Below are 20,883 nucleotides of genomic sequence, written 5' to 3' on the forward strand. Positions count from 1 at the left end.
GGCTCCTTTTTTGCTTGATGACCTTCCTGTTGCCTACAGTTTTCCTATTATTCATGGTCCTTCTAATTTCCATCAATCCCATTGCTACACCGAAAAAAATCGTTATCCACAATATCAGTATATCACAAATAAACATTATCTTTGCACAAAAAACAAAGCGTATGGACCCAAACAACAACCAAACACTGTGGCAAGTAGTTAAGAAATACTTCAATGTCATGCCCGGTAAAGCCTCTGAAGACAACGTAATAGCACAGATAACCGAAGGTGTAAACTTCCAGGGAGCACCCTTATGGATACTTATTCTTGCTATCTTCGTCGCTTCCTTAGGACTCAATGTCAATTCAACAGCTGTCATTATCGGTGCCATGCTCATCTCGCCACTGATGGGACCAATCATCGGAATGGGCTTAGCGGTTGGAATAGCCGACCTGAATTTGTTCAGGAAAGCTATCATCAACTACCTCATTACCACCTTTCTCAGCGTTGTTACAGCTACCATTTACTTTTCCCTTTCGCCTATCACAGAAGCACAATCAGAACTTCTTGCACGTACATCGCCCACACTTTACGATGTGTTGATAGCACTCTGTGGCGGTGCAGCAGGTATTTTGGCAGTAGCTACAAAAGGCAAAAACAACGTGATACCGGGTGTTGCGATTGCTACTGCCCTAATGCCACCACTCTGTACGGCGGGCTACGGACTTGCAATGGGCAACATATCTTACTTCTTGGGTGCCTTTTATCTTTACTTCATCAATACTGTTTTCATCGCTTTCACCACCTGCGTGGGCGTTCGTTTAATGCACTTCCATCGTAAAAAGATAGTCCATCATGAGAAGTTGAAGTATGTAAACTACTGTATTGCAAGTATTGTTATCATCACAATGATACCTGCTGGCTACATGACATGGCAAATTATTAAGCAGAGTGTCATCGAAAATAACGTCGAAAGCTTTCTGCGCAACGAAATAAAAGACAAAGGAACTTACATTCTTTCGCACACTTTCGACAAAGAAAACAAAACGTTGGATGTTATTACAATAGGCAATTCTATTTCTAATAGCAACGTTAAGAAGGCACAGGAAGCCCTGTCCGACTATCAGTTAGCCGACTATCGACTTCGCATTATACAAGGTGCTAGTGCTGATAGTCTTATGGCTATGCAGCAAAAGAAGCGCGGTTTGGTAGCAGCAAGCGAAGGAACGTCTTCCGATTTGAAGGAACAAGTGTACCAAAACGATGCCTTACAGAAGCAGTTAGCGGCTTATACACGTTATCCGGAGTTGGCTAAAGAGATGAAACAAGAGCTGAAAGCCATTTGTCCGGAAGCTAAAAGTATAACCCTTTCGCACACTTCGGAAGTCTTTGTAGATACTGCTCTCACCCAAAAATACGTGCTTGCGGTGATTAAAACCAGCAAAACACTTCCTGCAAACGACAAGCAACAGCTTTACAAATGGCTTAAGGTGCGCATAAAAACCGATAGTCTTCAGTTGGTGGTATTGCCACAATAGGTTGCTACAGAAGCATAACGAGAGCTTCGAAACAACTTTGTTTACCCCCCTTACACCCCTTGCGTAAAGATGCAAGGGGTTGTTTTTGATTTGTTATCTCCCAAATATTGAAATCTTAGCGTTTCTATATTGTTAAATAAGTTTACCCCTTCGTCTTCCCCTCTTATCGCTCTACCATAACCTCACATCATTTCTTTCATTTACCGCTAATTTCCTTTTCTTGTCGTAATAACAGCTTACAGAATGTTGAAAACATATTGAGATTTTTCTTCTCTTTCGTTTGTGTAGTTGAAATAATATATTTATTTTTGCAAAACATTGTGGACCTTCAAAACGAAAGAAACAATAGAGAAAGCACGCACTGTTGTACACCTTATTATATATAGAGGTTCGGCAGAGTAACGTAAAAAAGCAATATATAAACGAATACAGTTATTTTAAGGCAAACAAGCACCATATTATTTCTATAAATGGACCTTTTGTGTGCAGTAGGCTGTAACTATGTATAAATACATAGCACTATGCACCCCTATAACCGTAGACAAGTACGAAACAACCGAGAAACTTTCGTCATCATCGTGATGGCATATTACTCACTAAATTTATTGCTTATGAAAAAGAAGTCTTACATTATGTTTGCTGGCATCATAGCCTTTTTGCTATGCTGGTCATCAGCAATGATGGCACAGAACAACAGCCAGCGTGAGAGTACACTAAGAAACGCCTTGTCGGCAAGACAAGGTGGTATGGTGATGGGTTCAACCCTCAAAATGCCTGTCGCTCAGCGTTCAAGTTCAGACAATATGCTATTGCAGACAGTGGCTTCACCCCTGCAAAAGCCTCTTGCTGCGCCTCTCTTAAAGACTCCCGGAGGCACTGTACTGTGGGGAAACGTCATTCATCAAGAAGGTTGGAAGGTGGGTAACGCTGCCTACGGCATGTATTCGGTAGGCACTACAGTCCCTATTGAAGTGAAACCGTTAGGACTTATGAACTATATGGAGGTGAATGCAGGAAGCGGAATAGTTGGCGACGTGTTCCATGCAATGTATTTAGACCTCTTGGCATACTCGGAAGGTCAAATAAAAGTACACCATTACACTTATGATATAGATACGTGGGAACAGTTATCTGACGATAATTTAGGTAGAGATGGACTTTCTTTGTGCGCAATGGAAACTGCACAAGACCGCAAAACAGGTAAGATATATGGTGTGTTTTGGGATGAGAGTGGTACGAATTTGCAGTGGGGAACCATTGATTATACTAAGATGAAGCGTAACTTCATTGGTTGGGCAGAACGCCAGTATGTAGCACTCGGTATAAGTAAAGAAGGTACACTCTATGGAATATCACTTGATGGGAATCTTTATTCCATTAGTACAACAGATGGAAAGGAAACATTAGTAGGTTCAACAGGTGTTACTGTGAGAGATTCAGATGGTAGTTATTACCAGCAGAGTGGAGAGATAGATCAGAAAACAAATATATTCTATTGGGCAAGCATAGACAAAGACGGCAAGTCGGTGCTATATAACGTAGACCTTACAACTGGTCGTGCTAATAAAATAGGTGATATGCCATCTGAAACGCAGATATTAGCATTGACAATACCCACAACAACAGCAGCACCAGAGGCACCTGCACGTATAAACAACCTTAAGATTGTGTTTGAAAAAGGTAATACAACAGGACGCATTCAGTTCACTGCTCCAAGTAAAAAGATAAACGGTGAACCGCTAACAGGTAATCTTACATACTATGTTGTGGCTAATAACGACACTGTAAAGAAGGCTGTTGCTACGGCAGGAGCTAAGGTTGATGACGAAATAACCGTACCTGGTGGCGATACAAAGTTCCTCGTTACCATAGCAAACGCTGCAGGCTCATCGCCTAAAGTAAGATATACTACATGGGTAGGCTACGACATTCCTGCCGATATAGAGCGTGTGAAGTTCAACTACGATGGCACAAAGGCTGTTGTTACATGGCATTCTGTAACGCAAGGAAAGCACGGTGGATATGTAGGAGAGGTGATTTACGACGTGAAAAGAATGCCAGATGGAGCCCAAGTGCAAACCAATGTAACAGGAAACAGTCTGTCGGTACCTTTCACAACCACCGAATTAAAGAAGTATAGTTTCGCCATTACACCGAAAGCGGGCAACCGTCAAGGTAATGAAGTGGCTTCTAACGGAATCGTTATAGGTAAGGCCATCGTGCCACCGTTTAAGGAAAGCTTCTATGATGAGGAATCTTTCAACAACTTTACAGCCATAGATGCAAACGACGACGGCCAAACTTGGGAGTGGGGATTGGCTGATGACTGGAAAGGAAGGGCTCAGTCGGGTTACAATCCTAAGGGAGTAGCTGACGATTGGCTACTTTCTCCACCGTTTGAACTAAAGGCAGATAGACTCTATACTGTTTCTTTTGAAGCCTATAACACGCTTGCTGAACAGTTTAAAGAGGTGTTCCAACTTGCTTGTGGCGAAGGTTATAACCCTGTAAACTATGCGAAAGTGGGGCAGCAAGTGCTGGTTCCAAAGGCACAAACAAAGTTTACTTACGAGCTTAAGGTACCAAAAGATGGCTCATACCACCTTGCCATTCACGATAAGAGCGGCTTTAACCAATGGCGTTTCTATGTCCGCAACTTCCAATTAGTGCCTGGTGCGCTCTTCACAGCACCTGATGCAGCGACCGATTTCCACGTTATTGTAGACCAAACAGGAAGAGAGAAAGCTACATTAAACTTCAAAATGCCAGTGAAAGCAGTCAATGGAGACGCCCTTACTGCCCAGTTAGATTCGGCAGTTATATACCGCGACGATGTGAAACTCGGTGTTTTGAAGAACCCAATGAGCGGTCAAGTCATGACATATAAGGACGACAATGTTGCAAAAGGCGCACATATATATAAGGTGGTAGCTTATAATGCAGCAGGAGCAGGTCGCGAAGCAGTGGCAAAAGCCTTTGTAGGTTTCGATATACCAGCTACTCCTACAGGTTTGAAGGCGTTAGACAAGAACACAGTGGCAGCCCTTTCATGGGATAAAACGTCTACTGTCGGTGCCAATGGTGGCGTTGTTGTACCTGAAGAGATTACCTATTACGTTATGTCTATGAAAAATTCAAAAGAGCCTACCGACACTTTGGCTTCGTTTAAGAATAAGAATAGCTACGACGTAACGCCTGTAGACCTTAACACTGGCGAGCAACAACACTTTGTTTATTGGGGCGTTTCAGCGCAAAATCAGTTGGGAAGCAGTGGTATAGCTACCACTCGACTCATTGCCGGAAAAGCTTATAACGTGCCATTCAAGGAGAGTTTTGCCAACGCATCGCTTTCTTCGTTGGTTTGGTTGGCAGATACGAAAGGCACATCGTGGAAGATTAGACGTGGCGTAGCATACGATAAGGACGGTGGCGCACTCTGTTTTGAACCTGCACATACAGGCGATGAAAGTACGTTAGGCACAGGAAAGATTTCGCTTATAGGCACTACCAATCCTAAATTGATATTCAGCTACGGACGAAAGAACTTCCCCGACACAAAGTTAATAGTATTTGTGCAACGTCAGGACGGTACACGCACCGAATTAAAGACGATAGATTACTCTCTGATAAATGGCAATGATGCATGGTTTAACGAAGTTATTCCATTGAGTGGGTTCGAGAATGAGCGCTTCGTATTTATTGGATTTAAAGCAGTAAGTGGTACTAACCACGAACCAATCTTCGTTGATAACATTCGTATAATGGAAGTTCAGCGCCACAATTTATCTATCAACGTGTCTGGAACAAGTAAGGTTGTCAAGGGACGTACTGCCAAACTCCAGGTGAAAGTAGAGAATATTGGCGAATGTGAAGCCAAAAACTTCACCGTTCGTCTTAAATCTGGTGGCAAAGAGATAAATTCTTATGAATGGAATGATAAACTCGCACCATTCAGTAGCTGCACTTTAGACTTCCAAGTGCCATCATCTGCTATCATTGCAGATGCAAAAGAGATGAAGGTTATAGCAGAAGTGGAATACGATAAAGACTTAGATAACACCGATAATAAGGCAGAAACGACCATCAGACTTGAAGATTCTGAAAAGCCAACGATACAGAATCTGAGAGGAACAAGGGAACAATCGAATGTATCACTGGAATGGGAAGCGCCCAATACAGCTCCTCAAACAGTAACAGAAGACTTCGAACGCTACGATGCATGGTCTACAGAGTTTGGCGATTGGACTCTTATTGATGCCAATGGCGGCTATTCTGGTGGTTTCTTCGACGATCTTTGGTACCCCAATCAGTTCACACAGTTCGCCTATATTATATTTAATCCTTTTGTATTAGGCGAAAATGTGCCAACCCTTAATCCTTGGCTGAAACCATTCTCGGGTCAGCAGTATGCTTCAGTTCCATACGAGCTTGATGAAACAGGACAATCTTATGTAAATAGTGATAACTGGATTATCAGTCCAAAGCTTTCTGGACAGGCACAAACTATATCGTTCTATGTGCATAATATGACGGTGAATAATGTTGCTTATATTGAAAATTATGATGTACTTTATTCGTCAGCGGGTAATGACATTACAGATTTTACCAATATTGTTCTTAAAAATCGTCAGGCTGTATCGGGCGAATGGGAGAAGGTAACCATCAATGTGCCTGCTGGAACAACCTATTTTGCAATTCATCAGACAACCCCACAAACTGGTCTTATGTTTGGAATTGACGACGTTACTTATACAAAAGAAACGCCTACACCAATATATTATGACATTTACAAGGCTGGCGCACTCATCAATAAGGTGCCTGTTACCGTCCGCCATTGCGTAGATGTCAATGCTGGAGCGAATACCCAGTATGCCGTTACAGCCATTTATGCCGACGGAACAGAATCAGCTCCAGTGGAAGTAAATGTACCAACAGGTATCGAAAACGTCATAACCGACGGCAAACCAGTAGATGTTTACACCGTCGATGGCAAACTTGTACGTCGCCAGACAACTACTCTTCGTGGTTTACGCAAAGGAGTTTATGTTGTTGGCAACAAGAAAATACTTATCGAATAAAAGCTCTTTGTCGGTGTTCGCTCCCATATCGGGAATAGCGAGCACCGATATTTTTATATATAGAGAGTGGAATAGCTGTTAGAAATTCAATTAATATTCTCATTGATATTCATTTTAAATATAAAACCTATATGAACGTTAAACAAAAAATGCTGGTAGCCTTTGTGCTACTCACACTTCTGCCCGTGGCGGTAGGGGCTAAACCTCGCACAACAGCTGATATGAAGAAAACTGCAGCACGTGCAATTAACCTACAAACAACTTTAAGTGCTTACAAAACAGGTAAGCGTACAAGCAGCGGAACTAGAAGCACTGAACAGTTGCGCGAACTAAAACATACAAAGGCCTATTCTATATATGGCTATAAACAAGGTGGGTTTGCCATAATATCGGCAGACGACCTCGCACCAGAACTGTTGGGAGTATCGGAAACTGATTATACGCAAAGCGATAATCCTGGATTCAACTGGTGGTTGAAAGCTATTGATGAAGTGATAACTAAGGCAGTAAAAAGCAATACTCCTCTTAATGTTATTAAACCAGACCCTACTAAATATAAGTCTGAAGTTCCAACGATGCTAACAACCGTTTGGGGGCAACAAATGCCATACAATAAATTGTTGCCCAATACGCCTAAAGGACGATTGCTTACAGGTTGTGTAGCAACGGCAACAGCACAGGTTCTTAATTACTTTAAATACCCTTTACGCGGCATAGGCTCACACACTGTATACTATCCAGCCAACGATTATGATGGAGATGCCATAGAAGCTAACTTCGGAAATACAGTTTACGATTGGGCTAATATGAAAGATGACTACAGTGGAAGCTATACAAACGAAGAAGCTAATGCTGTGGCTACACTAATGTTGCATTGTGGCGTAGCATCTGAAATGGCATACGGAGGTCCGAACGAAGGTAGTGGAGCCATTATGAGCGATTGCGCTGAAGGTCTTCGTACTTATTTTGGCTTTTCGGATGTTGAGCATTTAGTTCGTGCAAACTATTCTTCTAAAGAATGGATGGACATTATTTTCAGTGAACTATCAAGCGGACACCCACTTATTTATGGTGGTGTTAGTCCTGGCTCTATGGGACAAGACGCTGGACACGCCTTTGTGTTAGATGGCTATAATAGCGATGGCTTAGTAAGTGTAAACTGGGGGTGGAATGGCGATGTAAACGGTTATTACAAGATAGACCTGCTGAATCCAGGCAATATGTACTCGTTTACATCTGACCAAGATGTTATACGAGGCGTTTACGGTACACCTAAAGAATTAAAGAACCGTACCATTCAGTTGCCTAAAGCTGGCGTTTTATCTGATAGCATTCCTGCTAATATGCGCACAGAGATAGGCGAACTTACTTTGATTGGCGAGATTAATGGAGCCGACTTCCGTGTTATTCGCGAGATGGCGGGTCGCGATTTTGATGGAAAATTCACACAAGGCGGACTGTATATGCTCGACCTTAAAGGTGCAAAAATTGTGAGTGGTGGCGGAGCATACCTCAAAGATGGTAATCTAACAACCTCTAACGATAATCTTCCAGAGCGTGTTTTCTACAATTGCAATAGTTTGCGCAAACTTGTTTTGCCCGATGGCTTAAAAACCATTGCCGATGGTACATTTGCTTTCTGTCGTGCTTTGGGAACAATAGAGAATATTCCTGCTAATGGAGGCGACAACTTTGTTTACAGCGATGGTATTTTCTTAAATAAAAAAGGCGACGAAATAATTAGTGCAATACCTGGAATGGTAACCGATCTTGTAGTTCCTGAGGGCATAACTGGTATTCACGATTATGCTTTAGCTGGCTGTACAGGATTAAAACGTATTGTTTTGCCCACCTCTATCGCAAGTTTAGGTAAAGAGAGCATGGCAGGTTGTCATAGCTTAAGCCAGATAAAAATATTTGCAAAACAACCTCCAAAGGCGGGTAAAGATATGTTCTTAAGTAGTCCAATCAGCAATATCGTTTTACGAGTTCCTATTGATACAAAGAAGTTATACCGTGGTTGGGGTGGTCTTCTTGTTAGAAATATAAAAGAATTTGGTAGCATTGTAACAGTGCGCAATACCATTCGCGAATATGGCGAACCAAACCCGAAGTTTGGATATAGCATTCGTGGAGAGTACTTAGAGGGAAAACCAGAAATTACGTGTGTAGCCGATGCTAAGTCGCCAGTAGGAAAATATGAAATCCATATAGACTATGGCACTATTGCCGACAAGAGTGTTCAGCTTGTTGGTGGAACACTAACAGTAGACAAAGCTATGCTTACTGTTACTACTAACGATGTTACACGTCAAGAAGGAAAGCCTAATCCAGAGTTCATATTGTACTATAGAGGATTTGTAAATGGCGAAAACGAGCACGTTCTTACCAAAGTTCCTGTTGTTACAACTACTGCAACCGAAAGTAGTCCGGCGGGCGAATACGAGATAATTATAAGTGGTGGTGAGGCTCAAAACTACAGATTTACTTACAAAAAAGGTAAGCTAACTATAGCTACAGCAGCTGGAATAGAGAACGCAAATGCCGATTCTACTGCTACACCACAGCCAGTTTACTCTGTTTCGGGTGCAAAAGTGGGCACCACAGCAACTCTTTCTACACTTCCTTCAGGCGTATATGTTATAAATAAAAAGAAAATACTAGTTAAATAAAAATCGCTATTGAACGAAGCAAAATTACGGAACAAAATGCGAAAGAGAGTTTTGCTAAATATATGTTTAGGCATCTTTTACACTCAGTAGCTTAGAGTTGAGAGTATTCTCTTTTCGGTTGTTCGTAAATAGTAGTTAGAGTTTTTAGGGCTTTCAGATTATTCTGAAAGTCCTATTTTTTTGCTATCTATAATGTGTTGTGCCACAATGGTATATGTACGCGCAAAGTTTTAGACGTCTAAGACAATCGTCTCAGATATCTGTAACGATTCTCTCAGATATCTGTCGTAAACGTTTCAGATATCTGTTTCTATTCCTTCAGACGGCAACTCCATAAAATGTATAATGGTGCAATGGTCTGGTAAGTCGATTCAGGCAAATGCCTTCTATTACACTATTTTAATTCTTTATTCACCTTTTTTGCACCAAAAAGTAAGCAAGAATATATAAAATGTTATACCTTTGTACGTTGTTTCAAAACACACTAAGGAAATTTATACAGATTGAGGTATGGATAAACAAGTATTTCAAACAGATTCGCGACAACGCTGGAATCGCTTTAAATGGACATTACGTGTACTTTTAACCATTGCTATACTACTGGGAGCAGTGTTTTTGGCAATGTTCGCATTAGAAGAAAGCCCCCAAATGCCTTTTCGCCACGATTATCGTAGCGTGGTTTCGGCTGGAAAACCATTTCTAAAAGACAATAAAACGTCGAAAGAATACAAGTCGTTTCGCGACTTCTTTCACGAACAGCGAATGCATAGCAACGATGCTCATATTGCAGCAAAGCGGCACCGATTTGTTGGAAAGGCAAACAGCTTAACGCAAAAATACATTGCCGAGTGGACCGATTCGCGAATGGGAATACGTTCTGCATGGTATGTAAATTGGGACAAACGAGCCTATTTGTCGCTAAAAAACAATATTAAAAACCTCAATATGGTGTTGCCAGAGTGGTTTTTTATAAACCCTAATACCGACCAACTGGAAAGCAGGATAGACAAAAAAGCACTGAAGCTAATGCGTAGTGCAGGCATTCCTATATTGCCAATGCTTACCAACAACTATGGCGCAAAGTTCCGTTCTGAGCCTATTGTTCGTATTATGAACAACCAGGAAAAGCGAATGGCACTTATAAAGCAACTTGCCGACCAGTGCGAACAGTATGGATTTACGGGTATAAACCTCGACCTTGAAGACCTAAACATTACCGATAATGTACCGTTGATAACGCTTGTGAAAGATTTTGCTACCGTTTTTCACGCTCGTGGACTCTATGTAACACAAGCCATTGCAGCTTTTAACGACGATTACGATATGCAAGAGCTTGCAAAATACGACGATTATTTGTTTCTAATGGCATACGATGAGCACAACTCTACCAGCCAACCAGGCGCCATTAGTTCGCAACGCTGGGTAGAAAAAGCAACCGACTGGGCTGCTAAAAATGTTCCTAACGATAAAATAGTGTTAGGTTTGGCAGCTTACGGATACGACTGGACCGAAGGTAAACCAGTAGGCTCAACCGTTTCTTTCGACCAAATTATAGCTACGGCGCAGAACGCTGAGGCTAAAATAGCGTTTAACGACGATACTTATAACCTCAATTTCAGCTATCAAGACAATACCAACGGCACGTTGCACCACGTGTTTTTTCCCGATGCGGCTACCACATTTAACATCATGCGCTTTGGCTCCGAATATCATTTAGCAGGCTTTGGCTTATGGCGTTTGGGCACAGAAGATAAACGCATTTGGCGCTTTTATGGTAAAGATATGGGTTGGGAAAATGCCGCAAAACTATCTATAGCCAAACTTATGCAGCTGAATGGTACCGACGACGTAAACTTTGTGGGGTCGGGCGAGGTGCTTAATGTAACATCAGAACCACATCATGGTAAAATAGCAGTAACTATGGACAAAGACAATTGTCTTATAACTGAAGAATATTACCGTGAGCTTCCCACAACATACACCGTGCAACGGTTGGGTAAATGTAAGCCAAAACAATTGGTAATAACCTTCGACGATGGTCCAGACGAACGCTGGACACCATCTGTGTTAAGCACTTTAAAAAAATATAAAGTGCCTGCCGCATTTTTCATGGTAGGACTACAGATGGAGAAAAACTTGCCTTTAGTGAAACAAGTGTTCGATGCTGGGCACACCATAGGCAACCATACGTTTACCCACCACGATATGTCAGAAAACTCAGACAGCCGTTCGTATGCCGAACTAAAGCTAACGCGTATGCTTATAGAGAGCGTTACAGGGCAAAGCACCATTCTTTTTCGCGCACCATACAACGCCGATGCCGATCCAACAGGACACGAAGAAATATGGCCAATGATAATTGCAAGTCGCAGAAATTATCTTTTCGTGGGCGAATCAATAGACCCTAACGATTGGCAACAAGGGGTAACAGCCGACCAAATATATAAACGTGTTATAGACGGAGTGCACAACGAGGACGGACACATTATTCTTTTACACGATGCAGGAGGCGCAACACGCGAACCAACCATAACGGCTTTGCCACGAATAATAGAAACTTTGCAACGCGAAGGCTATCAGTTTATATCGTTAGAACAATATTTGGGTATGAGTAGGCAAACACTTATGCCCCCCATTGAGAAAGGAAAAGTTTATTACGCAATGCAGGCTAATCTTAGTTTAGCCGAATTTATATACCACATTAGCGATTTTCTCACAGCATTGTTTTTGGTGTTCCTTGTGTTAGGATTTGTGCGTTTACTTTTTATGTACATACTTATGATTAGAGAGAAACGTGCCGAAAACCATAGAAACTATGCCCCTATAAATGCTAAAACTGCCCCCGAAGTATCAATAATAGTGCCAGCTTACAACGAAGAAGTAAACATTGTGCGCACCATTAACAACCTTAAACAACAAGACTATCCAAACTTTCACATCTATTTGGTAGACGATGGAAGTAAAGATAACACCCTGAAAAGAGTGCACGAAAAGTTCGATAACGATACTGCGGTTACCATCATAGGAAAAGAAAACGGTGGAAAGGCATCTGCCTTAAATCTGGGTATAGCAACATGCACCACCGAATATGTGGTGTGTATAGATGCCGACACACAACTACTCTCCGATGCGGTGAGCAAACTAATGCGCCATTTTATTGCCGATAAGACGGGGCGCATAGGAGCAGTGGCAGGCAATGTAAAGGTAGGAAACTCCCGAAATATTCTCACTTATTGGCAAGCCATAGAATATACCACAAGTCAGAACTTCGATAGAATGGCATATTCAAACATAAATGCCATTACAGTTGTACCTGGTGCCATAGGTGCTTTTCGTAAAAAAGTGTTAGAAGAAGTAGGCGGTTTCACCACCGATACATTAGCAGAAGACTGCGATTTAACAATGTGCATAAACGAGCGTGGTTATATAATAGAGAACGAAAACTACGCTGTGGCTATGACCGAAGTGCCCGAAACACTCCGCCAGTTTGTAAAGCAACGCATACGTTGGTGTTTTGGCGTAATGCAAACATTCTGGAAACACCGTTCTTCGTTATTTGCAACATCTAAAAAAGGCTTTGGTATGTGGGCTATGCCAAATATGCTTATATTTCAATACATTATACCAACATTCTCGCCACTTGCCGATATACTTATGATAATAGGTTTGTTTACAGGCAATGCCGCTCAAGTATTTGCCTATTATCTTGTGTTTTTGCTTGTAGATGCAAGTGTTTCTATAATGGCTTACATATTTGAACACGAACGTTTGTGGGTGCTTCTTTGGATAATTCCACAACGTTTCTTCTATCGTTGGATTATGTATTACGTGCTTTTTAAGAGCTATTTAAAGGCTATTAAAGGCGAATTGCAAACTTGGGGCGTGCTAAAGCGTACAGGACATGTTAAGAATAAATAAACCTTAACAGCCCAAATAGTCAGCCTCTAATAACATCATTTCTATTAAACGCAGTTCGTAAGTGTTCTAAACTTTACAGAGCACTTACGAATTGCGTAGCGTGTTTGTGTTCTTCTTGCATTATTTAAAACTCCCTTTTCTGTTCAGTTATAAAAATGCTATAGCATAGCAAATTAGCGACGTTCGGCTATTCTAAACAAAGTTCCTGTGGGGCAAACATACGTGCAATAAGGACGAGCAACAAAAAACGAAAGCACAAAGAACACACCGCCAAGCACTAAAACGAACACCGATGCCGTTTGAAAGATAAAGGCAGAAAATATCTCATAGTCCATCCACTTAAACCAAATGCCAGCAAGAGAAAGCACCAACAGCACTGCAAATAAAAACTTTCGGGCGGCATTAAGGCGTTTCGCAACCTTACTGCTTATGTGCCACTTCTTGTTCTTAGTTTTCACAGCTAAGTCTTGCAGCGATCCGCACGGACATATATTTGTGCAATAATAGTTTTTCTTACCAAAAAGCGGATAAATAAAGGCAGTAGTTAGCATAATAATAGGCACGAGCGAAGCCCAAAAGTTAATACCACTCGATACGAAATTAACAAACATTGACCACGAAAGAAACGTGCCACAGCCAAAGCCCAGCACCACAACGTTTAGCAATAGTTGTATGGTGCGATAGTGTTTGTTGCGATAAAACAACGGAACAATAGCAGCTAAGAGCACCACTATTAATGCCGAAATGGTTTTTGCATCAAGATTCATTTGCTCCAATATGCTGGGTTCTATTGCTTTTTGTGAAGCGTATGCCAGTCCGCGCTTCATATTTCCTATTACGCCACGCGAAGAGAAGGTAGCTCCACTTATAGCATCAACCTTCAGCTGTTGAGCTTCGTTTATGGTTTTACCATTCCATTTGCTAAGCAATGGTTTCACTTCGGCAAAAAATTCTGGAGTCTCAGCATTCTTTAATGCCTTTACCTTCACAATTCTACTTTCCTTCACGTATATTTCTAAAGGTACGTTGCCTCCATACCCTGTAATATCTTTGCCTAAAACAGTGGTGTTTATCACTTTTGTTCCATCGTCGAGCGTACGCATTGTGTCTACTCTTGCAGTTTTTAGAGAGTCGGCTTTTGTTGCTTTCAGACGATGTCCCCATATTTTTCCATCTCTCTGGACGGCTGCAATCATTAGTATTAGCATACAAACTGCCAGCATACAAACTTGTTGTAGCTTCTTCATAATCAATGTATTTAAGTCTTATAGTATCATTATTTCTATTACATTCTGCGCCTGTTATAGCGAAGAACGTTACTACAAAGGTAGAGAAAATATTTGTTTTATAGCGTTATTTCATCTTTTTTAATCTCTCTGCGATGCATAGTTTGTAATAAAAAGAGTGTATTTTAGTATAAATCAATATTTTTTTGTACATTTGCAAGCCATCGGCGATACTAGTAAGTGATATGGTTTTGCTGCTAAAAATCGCATAAAAATATATATAAATAAGGTGAAACAGCCTATTAAAACACATTGAAAACAATTGTCTGAACAATGAAATATATCATCATTCCTGAACAGAAAACAATACACCAGTTGCCTTTTTATTTTGCCGTAGAAGAATATGTAGCGCGTAAATATACTAACGACGATTACTTTATGGCTTGGCGTGTAGAACCAACAGTTATGTTGGGGCGCAACCAACTAATAGAGAACGAAGTGAATATAGACTATTGCAAACGCAACAACATACACATTTTTAGGCGCAAAAGCGGAGGAGGTTGTATTTATGCCGATAAGGGTTGTATGCAGTTTTCGTACATTTCGTTTGCTGAAAACGTTAATAGTGCCTTTATTGAGTATATGAAAAGCATAGCAGAAATGATAAAAAGCTTAGGTATAAATACCGAACTTTCTGGACGAAACGACATACTTGTTGATGGAAAAAAAGTAGCGGGCAGTGCATTCTATCGTCTTAAGGGGCGTAGCGTGTTGCACAATTCGCTCTTATTCAGCACACAATTAGAACATCTTTCGCAAGCACTAACACCCGGTAAAGAGAAGTTGCAAAGCAAAGGAGTTGCCTCTGTGCGACAGCGTGTTACAAATGTTGGAACTTACACCACGCTGAATATAGAAGCATTTATGGCTTACGTACGACAGTATATGTGTGGTAACGAAGTGTTGGAACTTACGCCCGATGATATGCAACAAATTGCTGAGATAGAGAAGGAATTGGCTTCCGACAACTTTATATATGGCAAGAATCCAAAATACACAGAGGTTCGTAAGAAACGTTTTGCCGATGTAGGTACCATTCAGGCACATATTGAACTGAAGAACAACAAGATAGTGAATATAAACTTGATGGGCGATTATTTCTTATCTGGCGATTTAGACAATGAATTGCTGAACCTTTTGCATGGTGTAGACTTCTCTCGTGAAGCTGTAGCTAATGCTATTGAAGGTGTGGAAATGGGCAACGTGATACGCAATTTTACCACCGAACAATTCTTACGCTTGCTTTTTGGTCGTCCGCCACACGTGATGAAACCCGACTGGTTGAAGATAAATTTAACATCGAAGAAATCGTCTGGCGAAACAGCGGGCATATTAGCACGCCACCACATGAACACTATTTGTACCAGCGGACTGTGCCCGAACCGTACAGAATGTTGGGCTGCACGCACTGCAACACTTATGATAGGAGGAGACATTTGTACGCGTAAGTGTAGATTTTGCAACACATTAAGTGGCCGTCCGAATGCTTTAAATCCAAACGAGCCGCGCCATGTGGCTGAATCGATAAAGGCTTTAAACCTGCGTTATGCTGTTATTACATCAGTAGACCGAGACGATTTGCCCGATTATGGTGCCGAACATTGGGTGAAAACAGTGGAAGCTATACAACAACTAAATCCGGAAACAAAGATAGAATTGCTTATTCCTGATTTTATGGGGAAGAAGGAATTGATAGAAAAGGTGCTGAAAACACAACCGCATGTGTGTGGACATAATATGGAAACGGTGCGCCGACTGACGCCATCGGTGCGTAGTGTGGCTAAATACGACCGTAGTTTGGAGGTACTGGCAGAGATAACACGTTGCGGTGTGCAAGCTAAAACAGGCTTCATGTTGGGATTGGGCGAAACGCACGAAGAGATATTACAGACGATGGACGATATTTTGGCTACGGGCTGTAAGCGTTTAACATTAGGACAATATTTGCAGCCCACAGCTAAACACTTGCCAGTGAAAGCATATATAAGTCCGCAACAGTTTTCCGAATACAAGAAAATAGGTTTAGAGAAAGGTTTTAAACACGTGGTAAGCGGTCCGTTGGTACGCAGCTCGTACCATGCAGCCGATGCTATTTAGTTTAAAAAACTCATTATGCCCGCAAAAGGTTTTGTTTTATCTAAATGCCTCATTAGAGCCTTGCAAATTTGGCTTCAGCCGAAAAAGGGTAGGGAGGTTGTAAATGGTTTCTACTGCCTGTTTACCAAATAGATAGAGCGTATTAAATGTTTAAGAAAGTAGACATAAAATAGTAGCTCACGTCTCAGATATCTCTCACGTTTGTTTTAGACGTCTGTGGCATTTGTTTTAGATATCTATCCGTTACGAATTAGATATCACAGAAAACGCTCTCTTTTTTCACCAAGTTCATTTTTAGGTTTATAGTTGCGCAATATAGATAGTATTTATAGCAAATGCAAAGCGAGCTAACATAGTGCAAGAGTAGCCTTACAGAATGTTAGCTCGCTTTAATAGTTATGTTTTTATACGGCTTTTTGTAGTTTTGTTTTTATTTTTCGCCCTTATCTTGCAAGAAACGTTCAGCCTCTATAGCAGCCTTTGCGCCACTTCCGGCAGCAACCACGCCCTGTCTGTATATAGGGTCGGCAACGTCGCCAGCCGCGAAAACGCCCTCTTTGCTTGTAGCGGTAGACACCCCTTGTGTAACAATGAAGCCCTGTGCATCTAACTCTAATTGACCTTTAAATAGGTCAGTGTTAGGCTTGTGGCCTATAGCAAGGAAGAAGCCATCTATCTGTATATCGTATTTCTCTTCGTTTTCTTCGCCCTTAAAGCGTACTAAATGTGCTCCTTCTACGCCATTTTCGCCGAATAGTCCAAGAGTGTTTGTGTTGTAAAGAATTTCTATATTCTCTTTTTCTTCTACACGTTTACGCATTATTTCGGCTGCACGCAGATAGGGTTTGCGCACTATCATATATACTTTTTTAGCCAAGCTTGACAGATACATAGCTTCTTCGCAAGCAGTATCGCCGCCACCCACAACAGCTACAGTGCGCTTGCGATAGAAGAAACCATCGCAGGTAGCACAGGCACTAACACCTTGTCCGCGATATTTTTCCTCGTCAGCTAACCCAAGATACTTTGCACTTGCACCAGTTGCAATAATAAGCGTGTTAGCTTCTATAATGTTGCCACGTTCGTCTTCAATAATAAACGGACGTTTAGTAAGGTCGGCTCTTGTTATGGAACCATCGCGAATGTCGGCGCCAACATTAGTAGCTTGCGCCTTCATCTCCAACATTAGTTGGTTAGCATCAATGCCATCTTTAAATCCGGGAAAATTCTCAATGATGGTTGTTGTTGTTAATTGTCCGCCAGGTTGTAAGCCAGAGTATAGCACAGGCTTTAAGTTAGAGCGACTTGCGTAGATAGCAGCTGTATATCCAGCAGGGCCACTACCTATGATTAATGTTTTTACTTTTTCCATAGTGTTTGTTTCTACAATGTTATTTCATTTCTAGTTATATTGATTTAGCGAAATCATTCAACCAAGTTAGTCGTATCGAAGTAGGGTAGAGCTTATTACTTTTTAGGCGGAAATAGTCCAAATAAGCGAGCATCTATCATATCTTCAATACGTTTAAAGTCTTGCGGATTTTCTGCAAAGTCGGTGGTATCGCCATCAACAATCATTAGTTCTCCGTTGTATGTTTTAATCCAATCTTCGTATCTTTCATTTAATCCTCTTAAATAATCAATGCGCATAGTTTGCTCGTAATCTCTTCCTCTGCGTTGAATGTGTTCAATAAGGTGCGGAACACTACTCCTTATATATATTAGTAGATCAGGGAGCTTTACCAAACTGAGCATTAAATCGAACAGCTGTATATAGTTATCGAAGTCTCTATCGCTCATCAACCCCATATCGTGTAAGTTAGGTGCGAAAATGCGAGCATCTTCAAAAATAGTACGGTCTTGAATAATGGTGTCGTTCGACCGTAATATTTCTACCACATCTCTGAATCGTTTATTAAGAAAATATATCTGAAGATTAAACGACCAACGTTTCATATCCTCGTAATAGTCGGATAGATAGGGGTTGTTGTCTACTGGTTCGAACTGTGCAGTCCAACCATATCGTTTGGCAAGCATTGTTGTAAGAGTTGTTTTGCCAGCTCCAATGTTTCCTGCTATTGCTATGTGCATATTCTTTTTATTGTGATATAATAGTAAGTGTATTAAATGATTAGAACAATCCAAATAGCTCCCGATCTATCTTATCGGTAATGAAACCAAAGTCTTTTGGATTGTTCTGATAGTCGAGTTCGTCTACATTAATGGTGAGAACACGCCCTTTATACTGATTTTGTATGAAGTCTTCGTATCGTTTGTTTATATTCTCCAAATAATCTAGCGGCATACGTTGTTCGTAGTTACGTCCTCGTTTCTCTATGTTTGCAACCAAATGACTGACCGAAGCTTGTAGATAAAGCATTAAGTCGGGATATCTAACAGCATCGGTCATATCTTCGAACAGCTCCATATACGTTTCGTAATCGCGTTCATCAAGATTGCCCATTGCGTAGTTGTTAGCCGTAAACACATAAACACCTTCGTAGATGGTGCGGTCTTGAATAACATTATTTTCCGATTGGCTGATTTCTAACAAATCTTTAAAGCGTTCTTTCAGAAAGAAGACTTCCATAGCAAACGACCAACGCTTAATATCTTTGTAGTAATCGTCCAAATATGGGTTATATTCCACCGATTCGTAGCGTGGTTCCCAGCCGTAACGCTTTGCCAACATAGTTGTCAAAGTGGTTTTTCCGCTACCAATATTTCCAGCAATTGCAATGTGCATAGTGTGTTTTTAGAGTTTATCGTAATGCAGCTTTACCAATGCAGCCACTTGGCATTTGTATTTTCAACATAGCGCAAACGGTAGCAGCAATGTCGTTTATAGTAACCTCTTGCGTACTTTCTCCATGATTTACATGCCAACCGAACATAACCCATGGAATGTGTGTATCGTATGGATATGGTTGTCCGTGTTGAGTGCCAATATAGTCTGGAGAGTTCTTTGCACCAAAGAATTGCGCACGAGTAACCACACCTATTTCACCAGAACGATTACGCATATAACCATTCAGCATACGTGTTTTAATGAAGTCGGGCATGGTTTCGGTAGCAACACGTTCTTCGTTGAATACAAAAATATATTGGGGATCTTGCTTTAAGAATTTTATTGCTTCGTTGATAACATCGTCTTTGTCTTTTCCAGCTTGTGCTATCATCTTATCGTTAAAGGCGAATTGATAATTGTCTTCGCCCATAACAGGCTTTATTCCGAACTTTTCTTGTAAGTGATTGTTAAGGTCTTCTACAGCCTTTTTATATTCGAAAGCACCAGCAGGAATGCGATGTTTCTTTAAAAAGTTATAGTTGTGAGCAGCACCGTGGTCGGCTGTTAAGAATAGAAGATAGTTTCCACGTCCCACTTTGGCATCTAACACATTAAGGAATTGAGCCAAGTCTTTATCTAACTGCATATAAACATCGTGATTTTCCTTTCCACGTGTGCTATATTGGTGTCCGATGGCATCGGTAGAAGAAATGCTAACAGTAAGCATATCGGTTTCTTTGCCTTGTCCTAAATGTTCGTTTTCAAGTGCAGCCTCAGCCATTTTGAAAGTCATTGTAACTCCTTCATTCGATGTCTTAATATTATAATTAGGTGCTGTATGGTTGTCTTTATTAAACTTCTCTACCCATTCTGGTAGTTTATCCATATAGTACGAAGAAGAAACAAAGTGACCAGCAGATGTGTCCCACCAATATGCTGCATTTGCAGAATGTCCAGCTGGTAGAATAGCAGCACGGTCTTTTAATGCCACACCAATAACTTTTGAACGAAAGTCGGTAGCTAATCGCAGTTCATCGCCTATTGTAGTGGTAAGCAATCTGTGTGGGCTCATTTGTCCTTCCTTACTGTCCGAGCCTACGCTACGCACAGTAGTATCGGTGCAACAGTACACATATTGGTCGTCCTGCCAGAAGCTGTTACCACAAATGCCATGCAATGCTGGTACCGACCCTGTAAAAACAGACGAGTGTCCAATGGCTGTTACAGTTGGCGCATAGTTTATTTGTGTATTTTCAAAAGAGAAACCTTCGTTAAGAAGCCGGCGAAGCCCACCTTGTCCGTACTCGTTTTGATAAAAATAGAGATAATCCCAACGCATCTGATCGACTACAAGACCAACTATGAGCTTAGGTCTTGACACCTGAGCCTGTGAGTTTAACACCATAAAAAGCGTTAAAACAAAAAGCGAAATCTTTTTCATTTTCAAATATTTGGATAAGTTTAAGTAAACCACAATGCTGCCATTGTAAAGGCAGATGCAGGCCATTTTATCTTTGCAAAGATACA

General features: G+C 41.1%; 10 protein-coding genes. 5 read left to right on the top strand and 5 right to left on the bottom strand.

Annotated features, from left to right (window positions below):
* Positions 1–161 precede the first annotated feature (161 nt).
* The 4 genes from HMPREF9144_RS10375 (at position 162) to HMPREF9144_RS10390 (ending at position 13,185) form a co-directional block, all read left to right on the top strand.
* Positions 162–1,517: a TIGR00341 family protein gene (locus HMPREF9144_RS10375; RefSeq protein WP_040595763.1), complete on the top strand. Its 1,356-nt coding sequence runs from the start codon at positions 162–164 to the stop codon at positions 1,515–1,517.
* A 611-nt stretch (positions 1,518–2,128) separates the two neighbouring features.
* Positions 2,129–6,595, top strand: coding sequence for a choice-of-anchor J domain-containing protein (locus HMPREF9144_RS10380; protein WP_006046010.1), 4,467 nt, complete (start codon positions 2,129–2,131; stop codon positions 6,593–6,595).
* A 131-nt stretch (positions 6,596–6,726) separates the two neighbouring features.
* Complete coding sequence (locus HMPREF9144_RS10385; protein WP_006046011.1) at positions 6,727–9,267, top strand: C10 family peptidase; 2,541 nt, start codon at positions 6,727–6,729, stop codon at positions 9,265–9,267.
* A gap of 510 nt (positions 9,268–9,777) precedes the next feature.
* Entirely contained in the window at positions 9,778–13,185 is a 3,408-nt protein-coding gene (locus HMPREF9144_RS10390) for a trifunctional glycoside hydrolase family 18/polysaccharide deacetylase/glycosyltransferase family 2 protein (protein ID WP_006046012.1), read from the top strand.
* Positions 13,186–13,358: 173 nt separating this feature from the next.
* Here HMPREF9144_RS10390 and HMPREF9144_RS10395 read toward each other — a convergent pair whose 3' ends face one another.
* Positions 13,359–14,432 (bottom strand): FMN-binding protein, encoded by a 1,074-nt coding sequence (locus HMPREF9144_RS10395; RefSeq protein WP_006046013.1) that lies wholly within the window; start codon positions 14,430–14,432, stop codon positions 13,359–13,361.
* A gap of 312 nt (positions 14,433–14,744) precedes the next feature.
* On the opposite strand from HMPREF9144_RS10395, the gene lplA reads away from it, so the two are divergent.
* Positions 14,745–16,568 carry a bifunctional lipoate--protein ligase/lipoyl synthase gene (gene lplA / locus HMPREF9144_RS13040; protein ID WP_006046014.1) on the top strand — a complete coding sequence of 608 codons (1,824 nt, stop codon included), beginning with the start codon at positions 14,745–14,747 and terminating at the stop codon, positions 16,566–16,568.
* A 430-nt stretch (positions 16,569–16,998) separates the two neighbouring features.
* Here lplA and trxB read toward each other — a convergent pair whose 3' ends face one another.
* The 4 genes from trxB to HMPREF9144_RS10420 form a co-directional block, all read right to left on the bottom strand.
* Entirely contained in the window at positions 16,999–17,940 is a 942-nt protein-coding gene (gene trxB, locus HMPREF9144_RS10405; RefSeq protein WP_006046015.1) for a thioredoxin-disulfide reductase, read from the bottom strand.
* Positions 17,941–18,035: 95 nt separating this feature from the next.
* On the bottom strand, positions 18,036–18,659 hold the full coding sequence (locus HMPREF9144_RS10410; protein ID WP_006046016.1) for a deoxynucleoside kinase: 624 nt from the start codon (positions 18,657–18,659) through the stop codon (positions 18,036–18,038).
* Between the two features lie 40 nt (positions 18,660–18,699).
* Positions 18,700–19,314 (bottom strand): deoxynucleoside kinase, encoded by a 615-nt coding sequence (locus HMPREF9144_RS10415; protein WP_006046017.1) that lies wholly within the window; start codon positions 19,312–19,314, stop codon positions 18,700–18,702.
* A 16-nt stretch (positions 19,315–19,330) separates the two neighbouring features.
* Positions 19,331–20,797, bottom strand: coding sequence for an alkaline phosphatase family protein (locus HMPREF9144_RS10420; protein WP_040595873.1), 1,467 nt, complete (start codon positions 20,795–20,797; stop codon positions 19,331–19,333).
* Positions 20,798–20,883 lie beyond the last annotated feature (86 nt).

Source organism: Prevotella pallens ATCC 700821 (assembly GCF_000220255.1).
In the GTDB taxonomy this organism is placed as follows: domain Bacteria; phylum Bacteroidota; class Bacteroidia; order Bacteroidales; family Bacteroidaceae; genus Prevotella; species Prevotella pallens.